We start from the raw sequence: 14,652 nt of genomic DNA, 5'->3' as shown, positions 1-14,652 counted from the left end.
GGCCGGCGCAGACCATGCCCCCGGCGCCCCAGCCCGGCCCCACGCCGGAGCCCGCGCCCGGGCCGCAGCCTCAGCCGCCGGCCGCCGGGTGAGCCCGGCTCACTCCCACTCGATGGTGCCCGGCGGCTTGCTGGTCACGTCGAGGACCACGCGGTTGACCTCGGCCACCTCGTTGGTGATCCGGGTGGAGATCCGGGCGATCACCTCGTAGGGCAGCCGGGACCAGTCGGCGCTCATCGCGTCCTCGCTGGAGACCGGGCGCAGCACCACGGGATGCCCGTAGCTGCGCCCGTCGCCCTGCACACCGACGCTGCGCACGTCGGCCAGGAGCACCACCGGGAACTGCCAGACGCCCCGGTCCAGCCCGGCGGCGGTCAGCTCCTCCCGGGCGATCAGGTCCGCCCGGCGGAGCACGTCCAGCCGCTCCCGGTCGACCGCGCCGATGATCCGGATGGCCAGGCCGGGGCCCGGGAACGGGTGCCGCCAGACCATCGCCTCGGGCAGCCCCAGCTGCAGGCCGAGCGCCCGGACCTCGTCCTTGAAGAGCGTGCGCAGCGGCTCGACCAGGGCGAACTTCAGGTCCTCCGGCAGGCCGCCGACGTTGTGGTGGCTCTTGATGTTGGCGGTGCCGGTGCCGCCGCCGGACTCCACCACGTCCGGGTAGAGGGTGCCCTGCACCAGGAACTCCACGTCGCCGTGCGAGGCGATCTCCCGGGCGGCGGCCTCGAACACCCGGATGAACTCGCGGCCGATGATCTTGCGCTTCTGCTCCGGGTCGGTCACCCCGGCGAGCGCGCCGAGGAACCGGTCCTGGGCGTCGACCACCTTCAGCTTGATGCCGGTGGCCGCCACGTAATCCTTCTCCACCTGCTCGGCCTCGCCGGCCCGGAGCAGGCCGTGGTCGACGAAGACGCAGGTGAGCTGGTCACCGACCGCCTTGTGGACCAGGGCGGCGGCGACCGCGGAGTCGACCCCGCCGGAGAGGCCGCAGATGACCTCCTTGTCGCCGACCTGCTCGCGGATCCGAGCGACCTGCTCGTCGATGATGTTCTCCGGCGTCCAGGTCGGCTCGATGCCCGCGATGTCGTAGAGGAAGCGGGTCAGCATCTCCTGGCCGTGCGCGGTGTGCCCGACCTCGGGGTGGAACTGCACCCCGGCCCGGCGGCCGACCAGATCCTCGAACGCGGCGACCGGCGCGCCCGCGGACTCGGCGGTCACCGAGAAACCGGTCGGCGCCTCGGTGACGCAGTCCCCGTGGCTCATCCAGACCGGCAGGTCGTCCGGCAGGTCGCGGAGCAGCACCCCGGCCTCCGGGCGGGCGTGCAGCGGGGTGCCGCCGTACTCCCGGTTTCCGGTCTTCGCGACCGTGCCGCCGAGCGCCTGGGCCATCGCCTGGAAGCCGTAGCAGATGCCGAAGACCGGGACGCCGGCGGAGAACATGCCGGCGTCGATCTGCGGGGCGCCCGGCGCGTAGACGCTGGCCGGGCCGCCGGAGAGGATGATCGCGGCCGGGTTCTTCGCCAGCATCTCGGCGACCGGCATCGAGTGCGGGACGATCTCCGAGTAGACCTTCGCCTCACGCACCCGGCGCGCGATGAGCTGGGCGTACTGGGCTCCGAAGTCCACCACGAGGACGGGGCGAGGCGTGCTCATGTGCAGAAAGCCTACCGACCGTCACGCCCGCGCCGGGCAGGGGCCGGGCGCGGCACGCGGGACGCGGGTCGGGGATGTCGCGCGGCTCACCCCCGCAGCGCGCCGGGGGCGTCCGCCGGGACCGCCGGGCGGTGCGGGGGGACCGGTTCCAACCGCCGGTACGCCTCGCCGAGCGGCGGCCGCGGGTCCGGTTCGCCCTTGTTCGGCCAGAACGACATGGCCCGCTCGGCCTGGGCGGTGATGGTCAGCGACGGGTTCACCCCGAGGTTCGCCGACACCGCGGCGCCGTCCACCACGTGCAGGCCCGGGTGCCCGTAGACCCGGTGGTACGGGTCGATCACCCCGTCGGCCGGGGTGGCGCCGATCACCGCCCCGCCGAGGATGTGCGCGGTCATCGGGATGTTGAACGGCTCGGTCAGCGCGCCGCCGGGCGTACCGTCTATCTCCTCGGCGAGCAGTCGCACCGCCTGGTTGCCGGCCGGGATCCAGGTCGGGTTCGGCGCGCCGTGGCCGGGGCCGGACACCAGCCGTCGACCCAGGAGACCGCGCCGCCAGCGAGTGGTGAGCGAGTTGTCCGCCGACTGCATCACCAGGGCGATCACCGTCCGCTCCGACCAGCCCCGCACCGACAGCATCCGGGCGGCCAGGCCGGGGTGCCGGACGATGCTGCCGAGCCAGCGCCGGACCCGGCGCGGGCCCCCGTCGACCAGCAGCGACTGGAGCAGCCCCATCGCGTTCGAGCCCCGGCCGTAGCGGACCGGCTCGATGTGGGTCTGCGGGTCTGGGTGGAACGAGCTGGTGATCGCCACCCCCTCGGTGAAGTCCAGCCCCCGCTGGCGGGCCCGCTGGCGCGGCACGGAGGCGCCGAGGATCGCCTCCGAGTTGGTCCGGGTCAGCTCGCCGAGGCGGCCCGAGAGGTCGGGCAGCGCCCCGGTGGCCTTCATCTCGTGCAGCAGCCGCTGGGTGCCGAGCGCGCCGGCCGCGAAGACCACCTGGTCGGCGTGGATCACCTGCCGCCGCTTGCGCAGCCAGGCGCCGGTGCGTTCGGTGTGCACGTCGTAGCCGCCGCCGGGTGCGGGGCGTACGGCGGTGACCGTGGTCAGCGGGTGGACCTGCACGCCGAGCCGCTCGGCCAGCCAGAGGTAGTTCTTGACCAGGGTGTTCTTGGCGCCGTCCCGGCAGCCGGTCATGCACGAGCCGCAGTGCGTGCAGCCGGTCCGCTCCGGCCCGACCCCGCCGAAGTACGGGTCGGGCACCCGCTCGCCGGGCCGGCCGATGTGCACCCCCACCGGGGTGGCGTGGAAGGTGTGCCCCACCCCCATCCGCTCGGCGACCGTGCGCATCGCCCGGTCCGCGCCGGTGACCACCGGGTACGTGGTGACCCCGAGCATCCGCTTCGACTGGTCGTAGTGGCGGGCCAGCTCGTCCCGCCAGTCGGTGATGTCCCGCCACTGCGGGTCGGCGTAAAACGCGTCGAGGGGCTCGTAGAGGGTGTTCGCGTAGACCAGCGAACCACCGCCCACCCCGGCGCCGGAGAGCACCATGACCCCACCGCCGGCTTTCCGGTCCGCCGAGCGGAGCAGGGTGATCCGCTGCAGGCCGTAGCAGCCGAGCTTGGGCGCCCAGAGGAAGCGGCGGGCCCGCCAGGAGGTCTCCGGGAACTCGTCGTCGGCGAAGCGCCGCCCGGCCTCCAGCACACCGACCGTGTGGCCCTTCTCGGCCAGTCGGAGCGCGGTGACGCTGCCGCCGAAACCGGATCCGATGACGACCACGTCATACCGCATGAACGAATCATTACCGACGAGTAGCGGTCGCGCCAGCACCAGTTTTTCGAGATCATGCAGAGCGCTCGATGGAATCGGAGCCGCCGGCGGCAACCCGACGTGCCCGTCGCAGCGTTGTCCGGGTACGGGGGGAAGGGGACGCCGATGACGCAGGGAACGGGACGGCCACGCCGACGCTGGCTGCTGGGGCTGGCCGCCCTGGCCACGGTGGTGCTGGTCGCCGCCGGTGGCGTGCTGATCACCCGGCTGGTGTCGCGGCAAGCGCCCGGCCCGATCGCCGGCTCGGCCACACCCACGCCCGCGACGCCGACCAGCGCCCCGGTCACCGCGAGCCCCACCCCACCCCCCGGCGCGGACCTGAAGGGGCCGCTGAACCTGCTGATCGTCGGGGTGGACACCCGGATCAGCGTGCCCGGCTGGGAGCCGCACGCCGACGCGGTGCTCGTCCTGCACGTGGACGAGGGGCTGAAGCGGGCGCACCTCTTCTCCCTCCCCCGCGACCTGGTGGTGGACATCCCGGCCTACCCGAAGTCCGGCTACCCGGGCGGTCGGACCAAGCTCACCCACGCGATGAGCTACGGCAGCCGGGTCCCCGGCGACAAGGCACACCCGAGCACCGCACAGGGGTACGAACTGCTGCGCACCACCGTCAGCCGGTACACCGGGCTGCGCATCGACGCCGGGGCGGTGATCACCTTCGGTGGCTTCGACAAGCTGGTCGACACCCTCGGCGGGGTGGACATGCGCGTCGACCAGCGGGTCGCCTCGATTCACCGGCGGCCGGACGGGAAGTACCGGGACCGCAGCGGTAGCGAGTACACCGGGCCGCAGATGGTCTACGAGCCGGGCGTCCGGCACTTCACCGGCTGGCAGGCCCTGGACTACGCCCGCCAGCGCTACACCGCCGGCGGCGACTACACCCGGCAGCGCCACCAGCAGCAGCTGATCCGGGCGCTGGCCGCCAAGATCCTCGACCAGGGGCTGGCCCGGGACCCGGACCGGGTCCAGCAGGTGGTGGACGCCCTCGGCAAGACCCTCGTCTACGTCGGCAACGGCCGGCGGCTGATCGACTTCGCGTACGCCCTCGGCGGGATGCCCGCGGACGGCTTCGTCCTGGTCGGCCTCCCCGGCGACGCGGTCGGCTCGGGCAGCGCCTACCGGGGTGAGCAGCTCCGCCCGGTGGGCCGGCAGTTCCTCACCGCCCTGCGGGCCGGACGCGCGGACCAGTTCCTCGCCGCGCACCCGAGCCTGCGGATCAAAACCTGACCCGGGTCAGAACGGCTTCGGCTCGGCCGGCCGTTCGGTGCCGTAGAGCCAGGCGTCGAAGAGCTTGCCCAGCTTCTTGCCGGACACCCGCTCGGCCACAGCGATGAAGTCCGCGGTGGTGCCGTTGCTGTCCTTCTTCTCCTCCGCCCACGTACGCAGGATGGCGAAGAAGGCGGCGTCGCCGACGGCCACCCGCAGCGCGTGGACGGCCATCCCGCCCCGCTGGTAGACCGACTCACCGAACAGGTTCCGCACCCCCGGCCTGCCCGGCGGGACCCGCCAGACCCGGTCGGACGCGGTCGCGTACTGGAGGTCGAAGGTGCGCTGCACGGTGGATCGGCCGGTGTGCTCCGCCCACAGCCACTCCGCGTAGGTGGCCAGCCCCTCGTTGAGCCAGATGTCCTGCCACTTCTCCAACGCCACGCTGTTGCCGAACCACTGGTGCGCCAGCTCGTGCGCGACCACGCCGGTGTTGTCGCCCTGCCGGAAGAACCCGGCCGAGTAGACCGGGCGGGTCTGCGTCTCCAACGCGTACCGGATCCGGTCGTCCGCGACGATCACCCCGCCGTACGCGTCGAACGGGTACGGCCCGAAGACGCTCTCCAGGTAGTCCGCCACCTCGACGGTCCGGCGGACGGACCGGTCCGCGGCCCCCTTCGACAGGCTGCTGCTGACCGCGCTGAACACCGGCCGTCCCTTGTGCTCCCCCGTGGTGAGCCGGAACCTGCCGATCACCACGGTGCTCAGGTAACTGGCCATCGGGGAGCCCTCGGACCACTTCCAGGTGGCCCAGCCGCCCCGGGTGCTCCGCCCCTTCGGCACGCCGTTGCTGACCGCGGCCAGTCCCGCCGGCACGGTGACCTCGATGTCGTACGTCGCCTTGTCGGAGGGGTGGTCGTTGACCGGGAACCAGGTGCTCGCCGACTCCGGCTGGCCGAGCGCGATCGCACCGTCCGCGGTGTCCAGCCAGCCGCCCTCGCCGAGCTCCTCGTTCTTCAACGCGGCCGGCTCGCCGTCGTACCGGATCTCGGCGAGGAAGCCGTTGCCGGAGGTGAGGCCGGTGGCCGGCGTGATCACCAGCTCGTTGCCGGTGCGGGCGTACCCGGCCTGCACCCCGTCCACGGTCACCGACCGGACGGTCAGCCCGGCGAGGTCCAAATTGAACGCCGAGAGATTGGTGGTCGCGGTGGCCCGCACGGTGGTCGTCCCGCTCAGCCGGTCCTTCGCCGGGTCGTAGCGGACCTGGACGGTGTAGTGGGCGACGTCGTAACCACCGTTGCCGTAGCTGGGGAAGTAGGCGTCCCCCACGCCCGCGGCGCCGGGCGCGAACGTCCGGGAGGGCGCCGGCGAGGGCTGCCCCAGCGGCGGGGCCACCCGGTCGGGCTGCGCCGAATCGCAGCCGGCGAGCAGGAGCGCGCCCGCCGTCAGCAACCCGAAGGTCCGTCGCCCGCCCCGCCCCGTCAGCGTCATCGCCTTCGACCCTCCCCGGGAATCGACCGCAGCGACCTCGCCCGGCCGCCCCGCCGGCGGCAGCCTATCGAGCGGGAGTCACACGCGCGTCACGGCAGGGCGGGCGCGGTGCCGCCGATCAGCCAGGCGTCCAGGAGCGGGCGCAGCGTTCGCCCGGCGACCCGTTCGGCGTACGCCACGAAGTCGGCGGTGGTGGCGGTGCCGTCCCGGCGCTCCGCCGCCCAGCCGCGCAGGATGCGGAAGAAGGTGTCATCGTCGACCGTGCGCCGCAGCGCGTGCACGGCCAGCGCCCCGCGCTTGTAGACGGCGTCGCCGAACATGCCCGGCCGGCCCGGATCCACCGACGCCCGGCTCCAGTCCGTCGCCGCATACTCGATCTCGAAGTTCCGCGCCACGGTCCGGCCGCCGTCGTGCTCGTCCCAGAGCCATTCGGCGTACGTGGCGAAGCCCTCGTTGAGCCAGATGTCGCTCCACCGGGCCACCGAGACGCTGTCGCCGAACCACTGGTGGGCCAGCTCGTGCGCGACCACTGTGGTGTTCGGCCGGCCCGCGCCGAAGAAGCCCGGCCCGTAGACCGGCCGGGACTGCGTCTCCAGGGCGTACCGGATGCGCTGGTCGGCGACGACGATGCCGCCGTACGCGTCGAACGGGTACGGGCCGAAGCGGTCGGCCAGGAAGTCGGCGACCTCACCGGTCCGGGCGACCGAGGCGGCCGCCGGACCATCCGGGGGCAGCTCGGCGGCGACCGCGGTGACCACCGGTCTGCCGGCGTGGGTGCCGGTCGACACGCGGTACTTCCCGATCACGAGGGTGGTCAGGTAGCTGGCCATCGGGGAGCGCTCGGACCAGGTCCAGGTGGTCCAGCCGTCCCGGCCGGTCTTCCCGCGCAGGACCCCGTTGCTCAGCGCGGCGAGCCCGTCCGGGACGGTCACCGCCACGTCGTAGCTGGCCTTGTCGGAGGGGTGGTCGTTGACCGGGAACCAGGTGCTCGCCGACTCCGGCTGGCCGAGGGCGATCGCGCCGTCCGGGGTGGCCTGGAAGCCGCCGCTGCCGAGCTCGCCGCTGGGCAGCGGCTGCGGCACGCCGCCGTACGCCACGTCGACGGTGAACCGCTTCCCGGACCGCAGCCCGTGCGCCGGGGTGACCACCAGCTCGTTGCCGTCGCGCCGGTGTGTGGCCGGGGCGCCGTCGACGCGTACCCGGTCGACGGTCAGGCCGGCGAGGTCGAGGTTGAACCGGGACAGGTCGGCGGTGGCCGTGGCGGTGACGGCGGCCTCGCCGGTGAGCCGGTCGGTAGCCGGGTCGTAGCGCACCTTCAGCCGGTACCCGGCCACGTCGTAGCCGCCGTTGCCGGCCCCCGGCACGTACGGGTCACCGGCGTCGGCCGCTCCCGGACGGAACCGCTCCTCGGCGTGGGTGCAGCCGGCCAGCAGCAGCGCCACCAGCGCCGCCGCGTACCACCGCCGCCCCCGGGTCACCCGCCGAGCCTAGATGTGCGACGACGCGGCTGGGATCGGAATCCCACCCGCGCCGTCGATGGTCGGTGCCGCCTCAGCGGTCGAGGACGAGGCCGACCTTCTGGAACTCCTTGAGGTCGCGGTAGCCGCACTTGGCCATCGCCCGGCGCAGGCCACCGAAGAGGTTGAGCTGGCCGTCCGGCTCGTCGGCCGGGCCGAAGAGGAGCTGCTCCATCGAGCCGAGCGGCTCGTTGGCCACCTCGAACGCCCCTCGCGGCAGCGACGGGTGGCTGGCGGCCGAGTGCCACCAGGAGCCACCGGCCGGCGCCTCCGCGCATAGCGAGAGCGGCTCACCGAGCATCACCGCGTCCGCGCCGCAGCCGAGCGCCTTGGCGATGTCGCCCGAGGTCTGGATGTCCCCGTCGGCGATCAGGTGCACGTACCGGCCGCCGGTCTCGTCCAGGTAGTCCCGGCGGGCCGCGGCGGCGTCGGCGATCGCGGTGGCCATCGGCACCCGGATGCCGAGCACCGAGTCGGTGGTCGACCAGCCGTCGCCGCCGATGCCGACGATCACACCGGCCGCGCCGGTCCGCATCAGGTGCAGCGCGGTTTTGTAGTCGGTGCAGCCGCCGACGATGACCGGCAGGTCGAGGTCGGCGATGAACTCCTTGAGGTTCAGCGGCTCCTCGCTGGTGGACACGTGCTCGGCCGAGACGATGGTGCCCTGGATGACCAGGATGTCCACGCCGGCGTCCAGGATCACCGGGGCGAGTGCCAGGGTGTGCTGCGGGGAGACCCGGACCGCCACCGTGCCCCCGCCGGCCCGCAGCTCGCGGACCCGCTCGGCGATCAGGTCGGGACGGATCGGCTCGGCGTAGACCTCCTGGAGGCGCTTCGTCGCCCGCGCCTCCTCGTCGAGGGCGGCCAACTCCTCGAGCACCTTCGTCGGGTTCTCGTACCGCGTCCAGAGGCCCTCGACGTTGAGCACGCCGAGCCCGCCGAGCTGGCCGAGGCGGACGGCGGACGCCGGGCTCATGGTCGCGTCGGACGGGTGCCCGACGCAGGGGATGCCGAACTGGTACGCGTCGAGCTGCCACGCGGTGGAGACGTCGTCGACGTCCCGGGTCCGGCGGCTCGGCACGATGGCGATGTCGTCCAGGTGGTAGCCGCGCTGCGCGGTCTTGCCCAGCCCGATCTCGACCACGTCACGCATGGGGGACTCCAGGTGGTTGGGGGAATGGTGGTCAGCGGGAGTGGTAGTTGGGCGCCTCGACGGTCATCTGGATGTCGTGCGGGTGGCTCTCCTTGAGCCCGGCCGCGGTGATCCGGATGAGCTGGCCACGGCGGTGCAGCTCGGGGATGCTCTCGGCACCGGCGTACCCCATCGCCAGCCGCAGCCCGCCGGTGAGCTGGTGGGCGACCTGGGCGAGCGGACCCCGGTAGGGCACCTGCCCCTCGACGCCCTCGGGGACCAGCTTCTCGTCGCTGGTCACGTCCTGCTGGAAGTACCGGTCCTTGGAGTAGGACTTGGCCTGGCCGCGGGACTGCATCGCGCCGAGCGAGCCCATCCCCCGGTACGCCTTGTACTGCTTACCGTTGATGAAGATCAGCTCGCCGGGGCTCTCCTCGCAGCCGGCGAGGAGGCTGCCGAGCATCACCGTGTCGGCACCGGCCACCAGGGCCTTGGCGATGTCGCCCGAGTACTGGATGCCGCCGTCGCCGATGACCGGTACGCCGGCCGGCCGGGCCGCCCGCGCCGCCTCCATGATCGCCGTGATCTGCGGTACGCCGACCCCGGCGACGATCCGGGTGGTGCAGATGGCACCCGGGCCGACGCCGACCTTGACGCCGTCCGCACCGGCGTCGACCAGCGCCTTCGCCCCGGCGTACGTGGCGACGTTGCCGCCGACGATGTCGATCGAGACGTCCTTCTTGAGCTGGCGGACCATGTCGAGGACGGCCCGCTGGTGGCCGTGCGCGGTGTCCACGATGATCACGTCGACGCCGGCGTCGACCAGGGTGCGGGCCCGCTTGTACGCGTCCTCGCCCACGCCGACCGCGGCGGCCACCCGGAGCCGGCCGGCGTCGTCCTTGGTGGCGTTCGGGTACTGCTCGCTCTTGGTGAAGTCCTTGACGGTGATCAGCCCGCGCAGCTTGCCGGCCTCGTCGACGATCGGCAGCTTCTCCACCTTGTGCCGGCGCAGCAGGTCGAGCGCCTCTTCCTTGCTCACCCCTACGGAGGCGGTGACCAGCGGGGTCCGGGTCATGATCTCGTGGACCGGGGTGGCCGGGTCGGAGACGAAGCGCATGTCGCGGTTGGTGACGATGCCGACGAGCTCACCCTGCCCGTCGATCACCGGGACGCCGGAGATCCGGTACCGGCCGCAGAGGGCGTCGACTTCGCGGAGGGTGTCGTCCGGGCTGGCGGTCACCGGGTTGGTGATCATGCCGGACTCGGAGCGCTTGACCAGGTCGACCTGGAGCGCCTGGTCCTCCACGGAGAGGTTGCGGTGCAGGACGCCGATGCCGCCCTGGCGGGCCATGGCGATCGCCATCCGGGCCTCGGTGACGGTGTCCATGGCGCTGGAGAGCAGGGGCACGGTCAGCTCGATGGTGCGGGTCATCCGGGTGCGGGTGTTGACCCGGCTCGGCACGACGTCCGACTCGCCCGGCTGCAGCAGCACGTCGTCGAAGGTGAGCCCGAGCGGCACCACCCGCGCCGAGCCGGCGGGCAGCTCCGGCAGGTGACCACCCAGCTCGCCGCTGTCGGCGCCGGCCGGAAGATCGGTGCTGGGCGAATTAGTCACGTTTGCTCCCCTGAGCTGGTCGGACGGGCTGCAGCGAGGCGGCGCGCGCGGGCACCGACGCACGCCGGGGTGACGGCGCGTCGCTTCATCGTACCCACTGAGCGGCCCCGCCCCGGGCAGCGGCAGGCGCGGGTAGGCGGCGCCACAGCGCCCGCCGGGGGCGGACTTCCCCCGCCGGTTGGGACTACGGTGAGAGGGTGCACGACGAGCCCATCGACCCGTTCAACGGCGACCCGGCCGATCCGGCTGCCGGCCTGCACGATCCACGGGAGGACGACGCGCTCGACCCATTGACGGACGTCGAGCGCCAGGACGTCCTGGAGGATCTGGCCGACCTGGAGATCTACCAGGCCCTGCTGGCGCCGATCGGGGTGCGCGGGCTGGTCATCGAGTGCGAGGACTGCCGCGAGCCGCACTACTTCGACTGGGATCTGCTCCGGGGCAACCTGCGGCACCTGCTGAGCTCCGGCCGGCCGCGGGTGCACGAGCCGGCCTACGACCCGGACCCGGACCACTATGTCACCTGGGACTACGCCCGCGGCTACGCCGACGGCGTGCATGACACGCTGACCGAGGGCACCGAGGAGGACGACTCCTCCGACGCCTGAACCGGCCGCGAGTGCCGGGTCAGTCAGGCGACCAGCCCGGCGCGGAAGCCGGCGGCCACCGCGTGCGCCCGGTCCCGGGCGCCGAGCTTGCGGAACAGCCGACGGGCGTGCGTCTTGACGGTGTCCTCCGAGACGAACAACTCCCGGCCGATCTCCGCGTTGCTCTTGCCCTCGGCCATGCCGAGCAGCACCTGGAGTTCCCGCTCGGTCAGCCCGATCGAGGCCCGGCCGTTGCGGGGCGCCGCACCGGGGCGCTGCCCGTTCGACGGCGGGGACTCCGGCTCCCCGGCGGTCGGCTCCGCCGGGTCGTCGCCCCGCTGCACCGGCACCACCGTGGGTAGGCTTCCCGGCCCCTCCGCCGGGCCCGCCACCCAGGCCGGCGGCGCACCCCCGGGGGTACGCCCCGGCGCGGCCGACCGGGTCGGCCCGCCGACGGCGGCGGTGTCCCGGGCCGGATCGGTCACCCGGCGACGGGTGGCCCGGCCGGGCGCGGAGAGCAGCAGCAGCGCCTTCGCCACCGCGCTGGTCAGATCGTGGTCGGCGCCCTGGATGAGTCCGCGGGCCCCGGCGCTGATGGTGGCCGCCGCCGCCTCCGCCTCCTCGGCCCCGAACAGAAGTACAGCGGCCTCCGGGGCCCGGGCGAGCACCCGGCGCACGAAGCCGGCGCTGTCCGGCCGGGTGAGGGCGGTGTCGGCGAGCACCACGTCCACCGGACGCTCGGCCAGCCGCAACATCACCTCGGGATCGGAGACGGCCGTCCGGACGACGGCGGCCAGTCCGAGTCGCGCGGCCGCGGAGGTCAGGTGCTGGGCCGCGACCGGTGTCCGGACGCACACGAGAACGCTACGCACTGTGGTCTCCTCTCCGCCTCAGAGCAGACCACGACGGGGTGGGATCGGGAGGAGGTTCCGGGCAATCATCCGAACTTTTCCGACAGATGGGGCATATGCCGCGAGTTGTCCGAGGTTTTCGATCACAGATGTGTGAGGCGAGGAAAGCCCGGGTACCGAGACGCCAGGTCGGAAACGGTGCGCCTGCGCGGACCGCCGCCCGGTAGCTGGCCACGTAAGGATTCCGCGGTGCCGCGCGGGAGGAGGGGTGCTGATGTCGAACGTACGTAGACTGCCCGGACCCATCGTCGATCTTTGGGACTGGCAGCGGCTCGGTGCCTGTCGAGGCCGGGACAGTGCCCAATTCTTCCACCCGGACGGGGAGCGTGGCTCGTCGCGGCTGCGCCGAGAGTCGGGTGCCAAGGCCGTCTGCCGGACCTGCCCGGTCCGCGCCGAGTGCGCCGCGCACGCCCTCTCGGTCCGGGAGCCGTACGGCGTGTGGGGCGGCTTCAGCGAGTCGGAGCGGCTGCGCCTGCTCGCTCTCGGCTGGGAGGACCTGGCCGACCGCCGGCAGACCCGCGTCGACGTCGCCCGGCTGGAGGCCCGCCTCGGCCGGCCGCACAAGTCCACGGTGCCGGCTCAGCGCAAGATCGCCTGACCCGGCCGACAGACCTCACCGGCGCCGCGCCCCGCATCCGGGGTGCGGCGCCGGCGTGTCAGCATCGGCCCGGCGCGGTAGGCCCGAAGGTTCTTTTCAAGAGTTTGCGCGACGTCGGCAAGTCTTGACATTTCCCCGTCGACTCCCGGTTTCCCCGTCACTACCGTCAGTGATATGTTGAAACTTATCGATGTGATGAAGGGGCGCCCCGCCGGTGGGATCGCCGTCGCGGCCGCACTCGTCACCGGCCTGGTGGCCGCCGTGCCCGGCGTGGCGCAGGCCTACGCCAGCTCGGCGACCGGCACCATCAACACCTCCGGCGTCGCCCTGAACGTCCGCTCCGGCCCGAGCACGAGCTGGGACTCCTGGCGCACGGTGGCCGACGGCGCGACCGTCACGCTGCTCTGCCAGACCAGCGGCGATTCGGTGACCGGCACCTACGGGACCACGACGATGTGGGACTTCCTCTCCAACGGCGGCATGGTCTCCGACGCCTACGTCTACACCGGCTCGGACGGCCAGATCGTCAACAGCTGCGTGTACGTCGGCGCGGAGCCGTCGTCCAAGACCAACCCGCGCTCCACGAACGGCGCGATCAACTGGGCGTTCCAGCGCTACCGGTCCACCTCGTACGAGAACCTCTGCCTGGCCTTCGTCGCCCAGGCGTACGGCTGGGGCGGCTCCGGCTGGAACACCGCCGAGATCGGCGGCGACTGGGAGGCCGGCCACGGCTACCTGAACACCTCCGGCATCCCGCCGCGGGGCGCACTGGTCTGGTACCACAACTCGTCCGGCACCGGCCACGTCGCGATCAGCCTGGGCGAGGGCAAGGTCATCGGCACCTCGGTCAGCGGCGCCGTGGGGGTGGCCGGTTACCTCGACCACGGCTCCTACCGCGGCTGGTCGGTGGCCTACTTCCCGGCCGCCTGGTGATGAACCCGTGCGGACCGCTCCCGCACTCCGCTGGCACCCGGTCCGCGCGGACACTCCCGCGCACCGCTGAGCAACCCGGCTGGCAGGGGCGGCGGCACGGCCGCCCCTCGACACCGTCGACCCGACGAAGCGGCACCCCGCCCCGGAAGACCGGCGCGGCCCACCCGTTGCGGCCTCAGCGGACGGTGACCTTCACCGTGTGCCAGCCCGTCGCCCCGTCCGGCTCGACCGGCCGCCGCTGCTCCGTCTGGGTGACGCCGTCCGCGTCGGTCGCCCGCACCTGGAGGGTGTGCTCGCCCGGGGTGGCGTCCCAGCGCCAGGACCACTGCACCCAGGTGTCCGCCGAGACCGTCGGCGCGAGCGCCGCCTCCCGCCAGGGGCCGCCGTCGACCCGGACCTCGACCTTGCGGATGCCCCGGTGCTGAGCCCAGGCCACCCCGGCCACCATGACCGGGCCGGCGGTGAGCCGGTTGCGAGGCCGGGGCGTGTCGATCCGGGACTCCGTCTTGATCGGCCCCCGCGCCGACCACCCCCGCGGCACCCAGTACGCGTCGAAGTCCGCGAAGCTGGTCAGCTCCAGCTCGGTCACCCACTTGCAGGCCGACACGTAGCCGTAGAGGCCGGGCACCACCATCCGCACCGGGAAGCCGTGCTCGACCGGCAGCGGCTCGCCGTTCATGCCGACCGCCAGCAGCGCGTCCCGACCGTCCCGCAGCACCGCCGTCGGGGTGCCGCAGGTCCAGCCGTCGACCGAGCGCCCGACCACCTGGTCCGCGCCCTCCTCCGGCTCGGCCTCGTCGAGCAGTTCCTTGATCGGTACGCCCAGCCACCGGGCGTTGCCGATCAGCTCCCCGCCCACCTCGTTGGAGACGCAGGCCAGGGTGACGTACCGCTCGACCATCGGCCGGGCGAGCAGGTCGGCGAAGCTCAGCTCGATCTCGTTGCGGACCCGGCCGTGGATGCGCAGCCGCCAGGTCTCCGGATCGACCTGTGGCACCACCAGCGCGGTGTCGATCCGGTAGAAGTCGCTGTTCCGGGTCACGTAGGGGGCGAGCTGGGCCAGGGACAGGTCCGCCCCGGCCGGCACCGTCGGTGCGGCCGACGACGGGGTGGGCAGCGCGACGGCGTGCCGGGCCACGGACACCCCGCGCCGCCCGGCCAGCCAGTGCCCTCCGAGCCCGGCCAC

The 14,652-nt window shown here is 73.1% G+C and carries 12 protein-coding genes; 4 read left to right on the top strand and 8 right to left on the bottom strand.

From position 1 onward, the window contains the following. Positions 1–99: 99 nt before the first annotated feature. Entirely contained in the window at positions 100–1,653 is a 1,554-nt protein-coding gene (gene guaA / locus DKL51_RS10240; RefSeq protein WP_109946343.1) for a glutamine-hydrolyzing GMP synthase, read from the bottom strand. 86 nt (positions 1,654–1,739) lie between these two features. Then, on the bottom strand, positions 1,740–3,437 hold the full coding sequence (locus DKL51_RS10235) for an FAD-dependent oxidoreductase (protein ID WP_109946342.1): 1,698 nt from the start codon (positions 3,435–3,437) through the stop codon (positions 1,740–1,742). A 144-nt stretch (positions 3,438–3,581) separates the two neighbouring features. Between DKL51_RS10235 and DKL51_RS10230 the strand changes: the two genes are divergently transcribed. Then, on the top strand, positions 3,582–4,703 hold the full coding sequence (locus DKL51_RS10230) for an LCP family protein (protein WP_109946341.1): 1,122 nt from the start codon (positions 3,582–3,584) through the stop codon (positions 4,701–4,703). Between the two features lie 6 nt (positions 4,704–4,709). Here DKL51_RS10230 and DKL51_RS10225 read toward each other — a convergent pair whose 3' ends face one another. From DKL51_RS10225 to guaB, 4 genes are all read right to left on the bottom strand, one after another. After that, a complete protein-coding gene (locus tag DKL51_RS10225) occupies positions 4,710–6,173 on the bottom strand; it encodes a M1 family metallopeptidase (RefSeq protein ID WP_165823198.1) in 1,464 nt (487 codons plus the stop codon). An 89-nt stretch (positions 6,174–6,262) separates the two neighbouring features. Then, a complete protein-coding gene (locus tag DKL51_RS10220) occupies positions 6,263–7,651 on the bottom strand; it encodes a M1 family metallopeptidase (RefSeq protein ID WP_109946340.1) in 1,389 nt (462 codons plus the stop codon). Between the two features lie 73 nt (positions 7,652–7,724). Beyond that, entirely contained in the window at positions 7,725–8,843 is a 1,119-nt protein-coding gene (locus tag DKL51_RS10215) for a GuaB3 family IMP dehydrogenase-related protein (RefSeq protein ID WP_109946339.1), read from the bottom strand. Between the two features lie 31 nt (positions 8,844–8,874). Continuing rightward, positions 8,875–10,437: an IMP dehydrogenase gene (guaB, locus tag DKL51_RS10210; RefSeq protein WP_109946338.1), complete on the bottom strand. Its 1,563-nt coding sequence runs from the start codon at positions 10,435–10,437 to the stop codon at positions 8,875–8,877. 197 nt (positions 10,438–10,634) lie between these two features. Here guaB and DKL51_RS10205 point away from each other — a divergent pair, with 197 nt between their 5' ends. Then, positions 10,635–11,045: a DUF5319 domain-containing protein gene (locus DKL51_RS10205; protein WP_109946337.1), complete on the top strand. Its 411-nt coding sequence runs from the start codon at positions 10,635–10,637 to the stop codon at positions 11,043–11,045. A 23-nt stretch (positions 11,046–11,068) separates the two neighbouring features. On the opposite strand, the gene DKL51_RS10200 is transcribed toward DKL51_RS10205, so the two are convergent. Then, complete coding sequence (locus tag DKL51_RS10200) at positions 11,069–11,896, bottom strand: helix-turn-helix transcriptional regulator (protein ID WP_109946336.1); 828 nt, start codon at positions 11,894–11,896, stop codon at positions 11,069–11,071. A gap of 253 nt (positions 11,897–12,149) precedes the next feature. Here DKL51_RS10200 and DKL51_RS10195 point away from each other — a divergent pair, with 253 nt between their 5' ends. Continuing rightward, complete coding sequence (locus DKL51_RS10195; RefSeq protein ID WP_109946349.1) at positions 12,150–12,533, top strand: WhiB family transcriptional regulator; 384 nt, start codon at positions 12,150–12,152, stop codon at positions 12,531–12,533. Positions 12,534–12,707: 174 nt separating this feature from the next. Further along, positions 12,708–13,466 carry a hypothetical protein gene (locus DKL51_RS10190; protein ID WP_123827075.1) on the top strand — a complete coding sequence of 253 codons (759 nt, stop codon included), beginning with the start codon at positions 12,708–12,710 and terminating at the stop codon, positions 13,464–13,466. Positions 13,467–13,641: 175 nt separating this feature from the next. On the opposite strand, the gene DKL51_RS10185 is transcribed toward DKL51_RS10190, so the two are convergent. Beyond that, positions 13,642–14,652, bottom strand: a 1,011-nt coding sequence (locus DKL51_RS10185) for a molybdopterin-dependent oxidoreductase (RefSeq protein WP_148097760.1), incomplete at its 5' end; no start/stop codon positions are given.

The sequence above is a fragment of the Micromonospora globispora genome, assembly GCF_003857015.1.
GTDB lineage: Bacteria > Actinomycetota > Actinomycetes > Mycobacteriales > Micromonosporaceae > Micromonospora > Micromonospora globispora.
The sequence above is the reverse complement of the archived record's forward strand: the minus strand, read 5'-3'. Positions and strand labels throughout refer to the sequence as shown.

Coding starts and splice junctions, on each gene's coding strand:
- DKL51_RS10235 (WP_109946342.1), bottom strand. CDS start 3,437: ATGCGGTATGACGTGGTCGTCATCGGATCCGGTTTCGGCGGCAGCGTC.
- DKL51_RS10215 (WP_109946339.1), bottom strand. CDS start 8,843: ATGCGTGACGTGGTCGAGATCGGGCTGGGCAAGACCGCGCAGCGCGGC.
- DKL51_RS10190 (WP_123827075.1), top strand. CDS start 12,708: ATGTTGAAACTTATCGATGTGATGAAGGGGCGCCCCGCCGGTGGGATC.
- DKL51_RS10195 (WP_109946349.1), top strand. CDS start 12,150: ATGTCGAACGTACGTAGACTGCCCGGACCCATCGTCGATCTTTGGGAC.
- guaA (WP_109946343.1), bottom strand. CDS start 1,653: ATGAGCACGCCTCGCCCCGTCCTCGTGGTGGACTTCGGAGCCCAGTAC.
- DKL51_RS10225 (WP_165823198.1), bottom strand. CDS start 6,173: ATGACGCTGACGGGGCGGGGCGGGCGACGGACCTTCGGGTTGCTGACG.
- DKL51_RS10230 (WP_109946341.1), top strand. CDS start 3,582: ATGACGCAGGGAACGGGACGGCCACGCCGACGCTGGCTGCTGGGGCTG.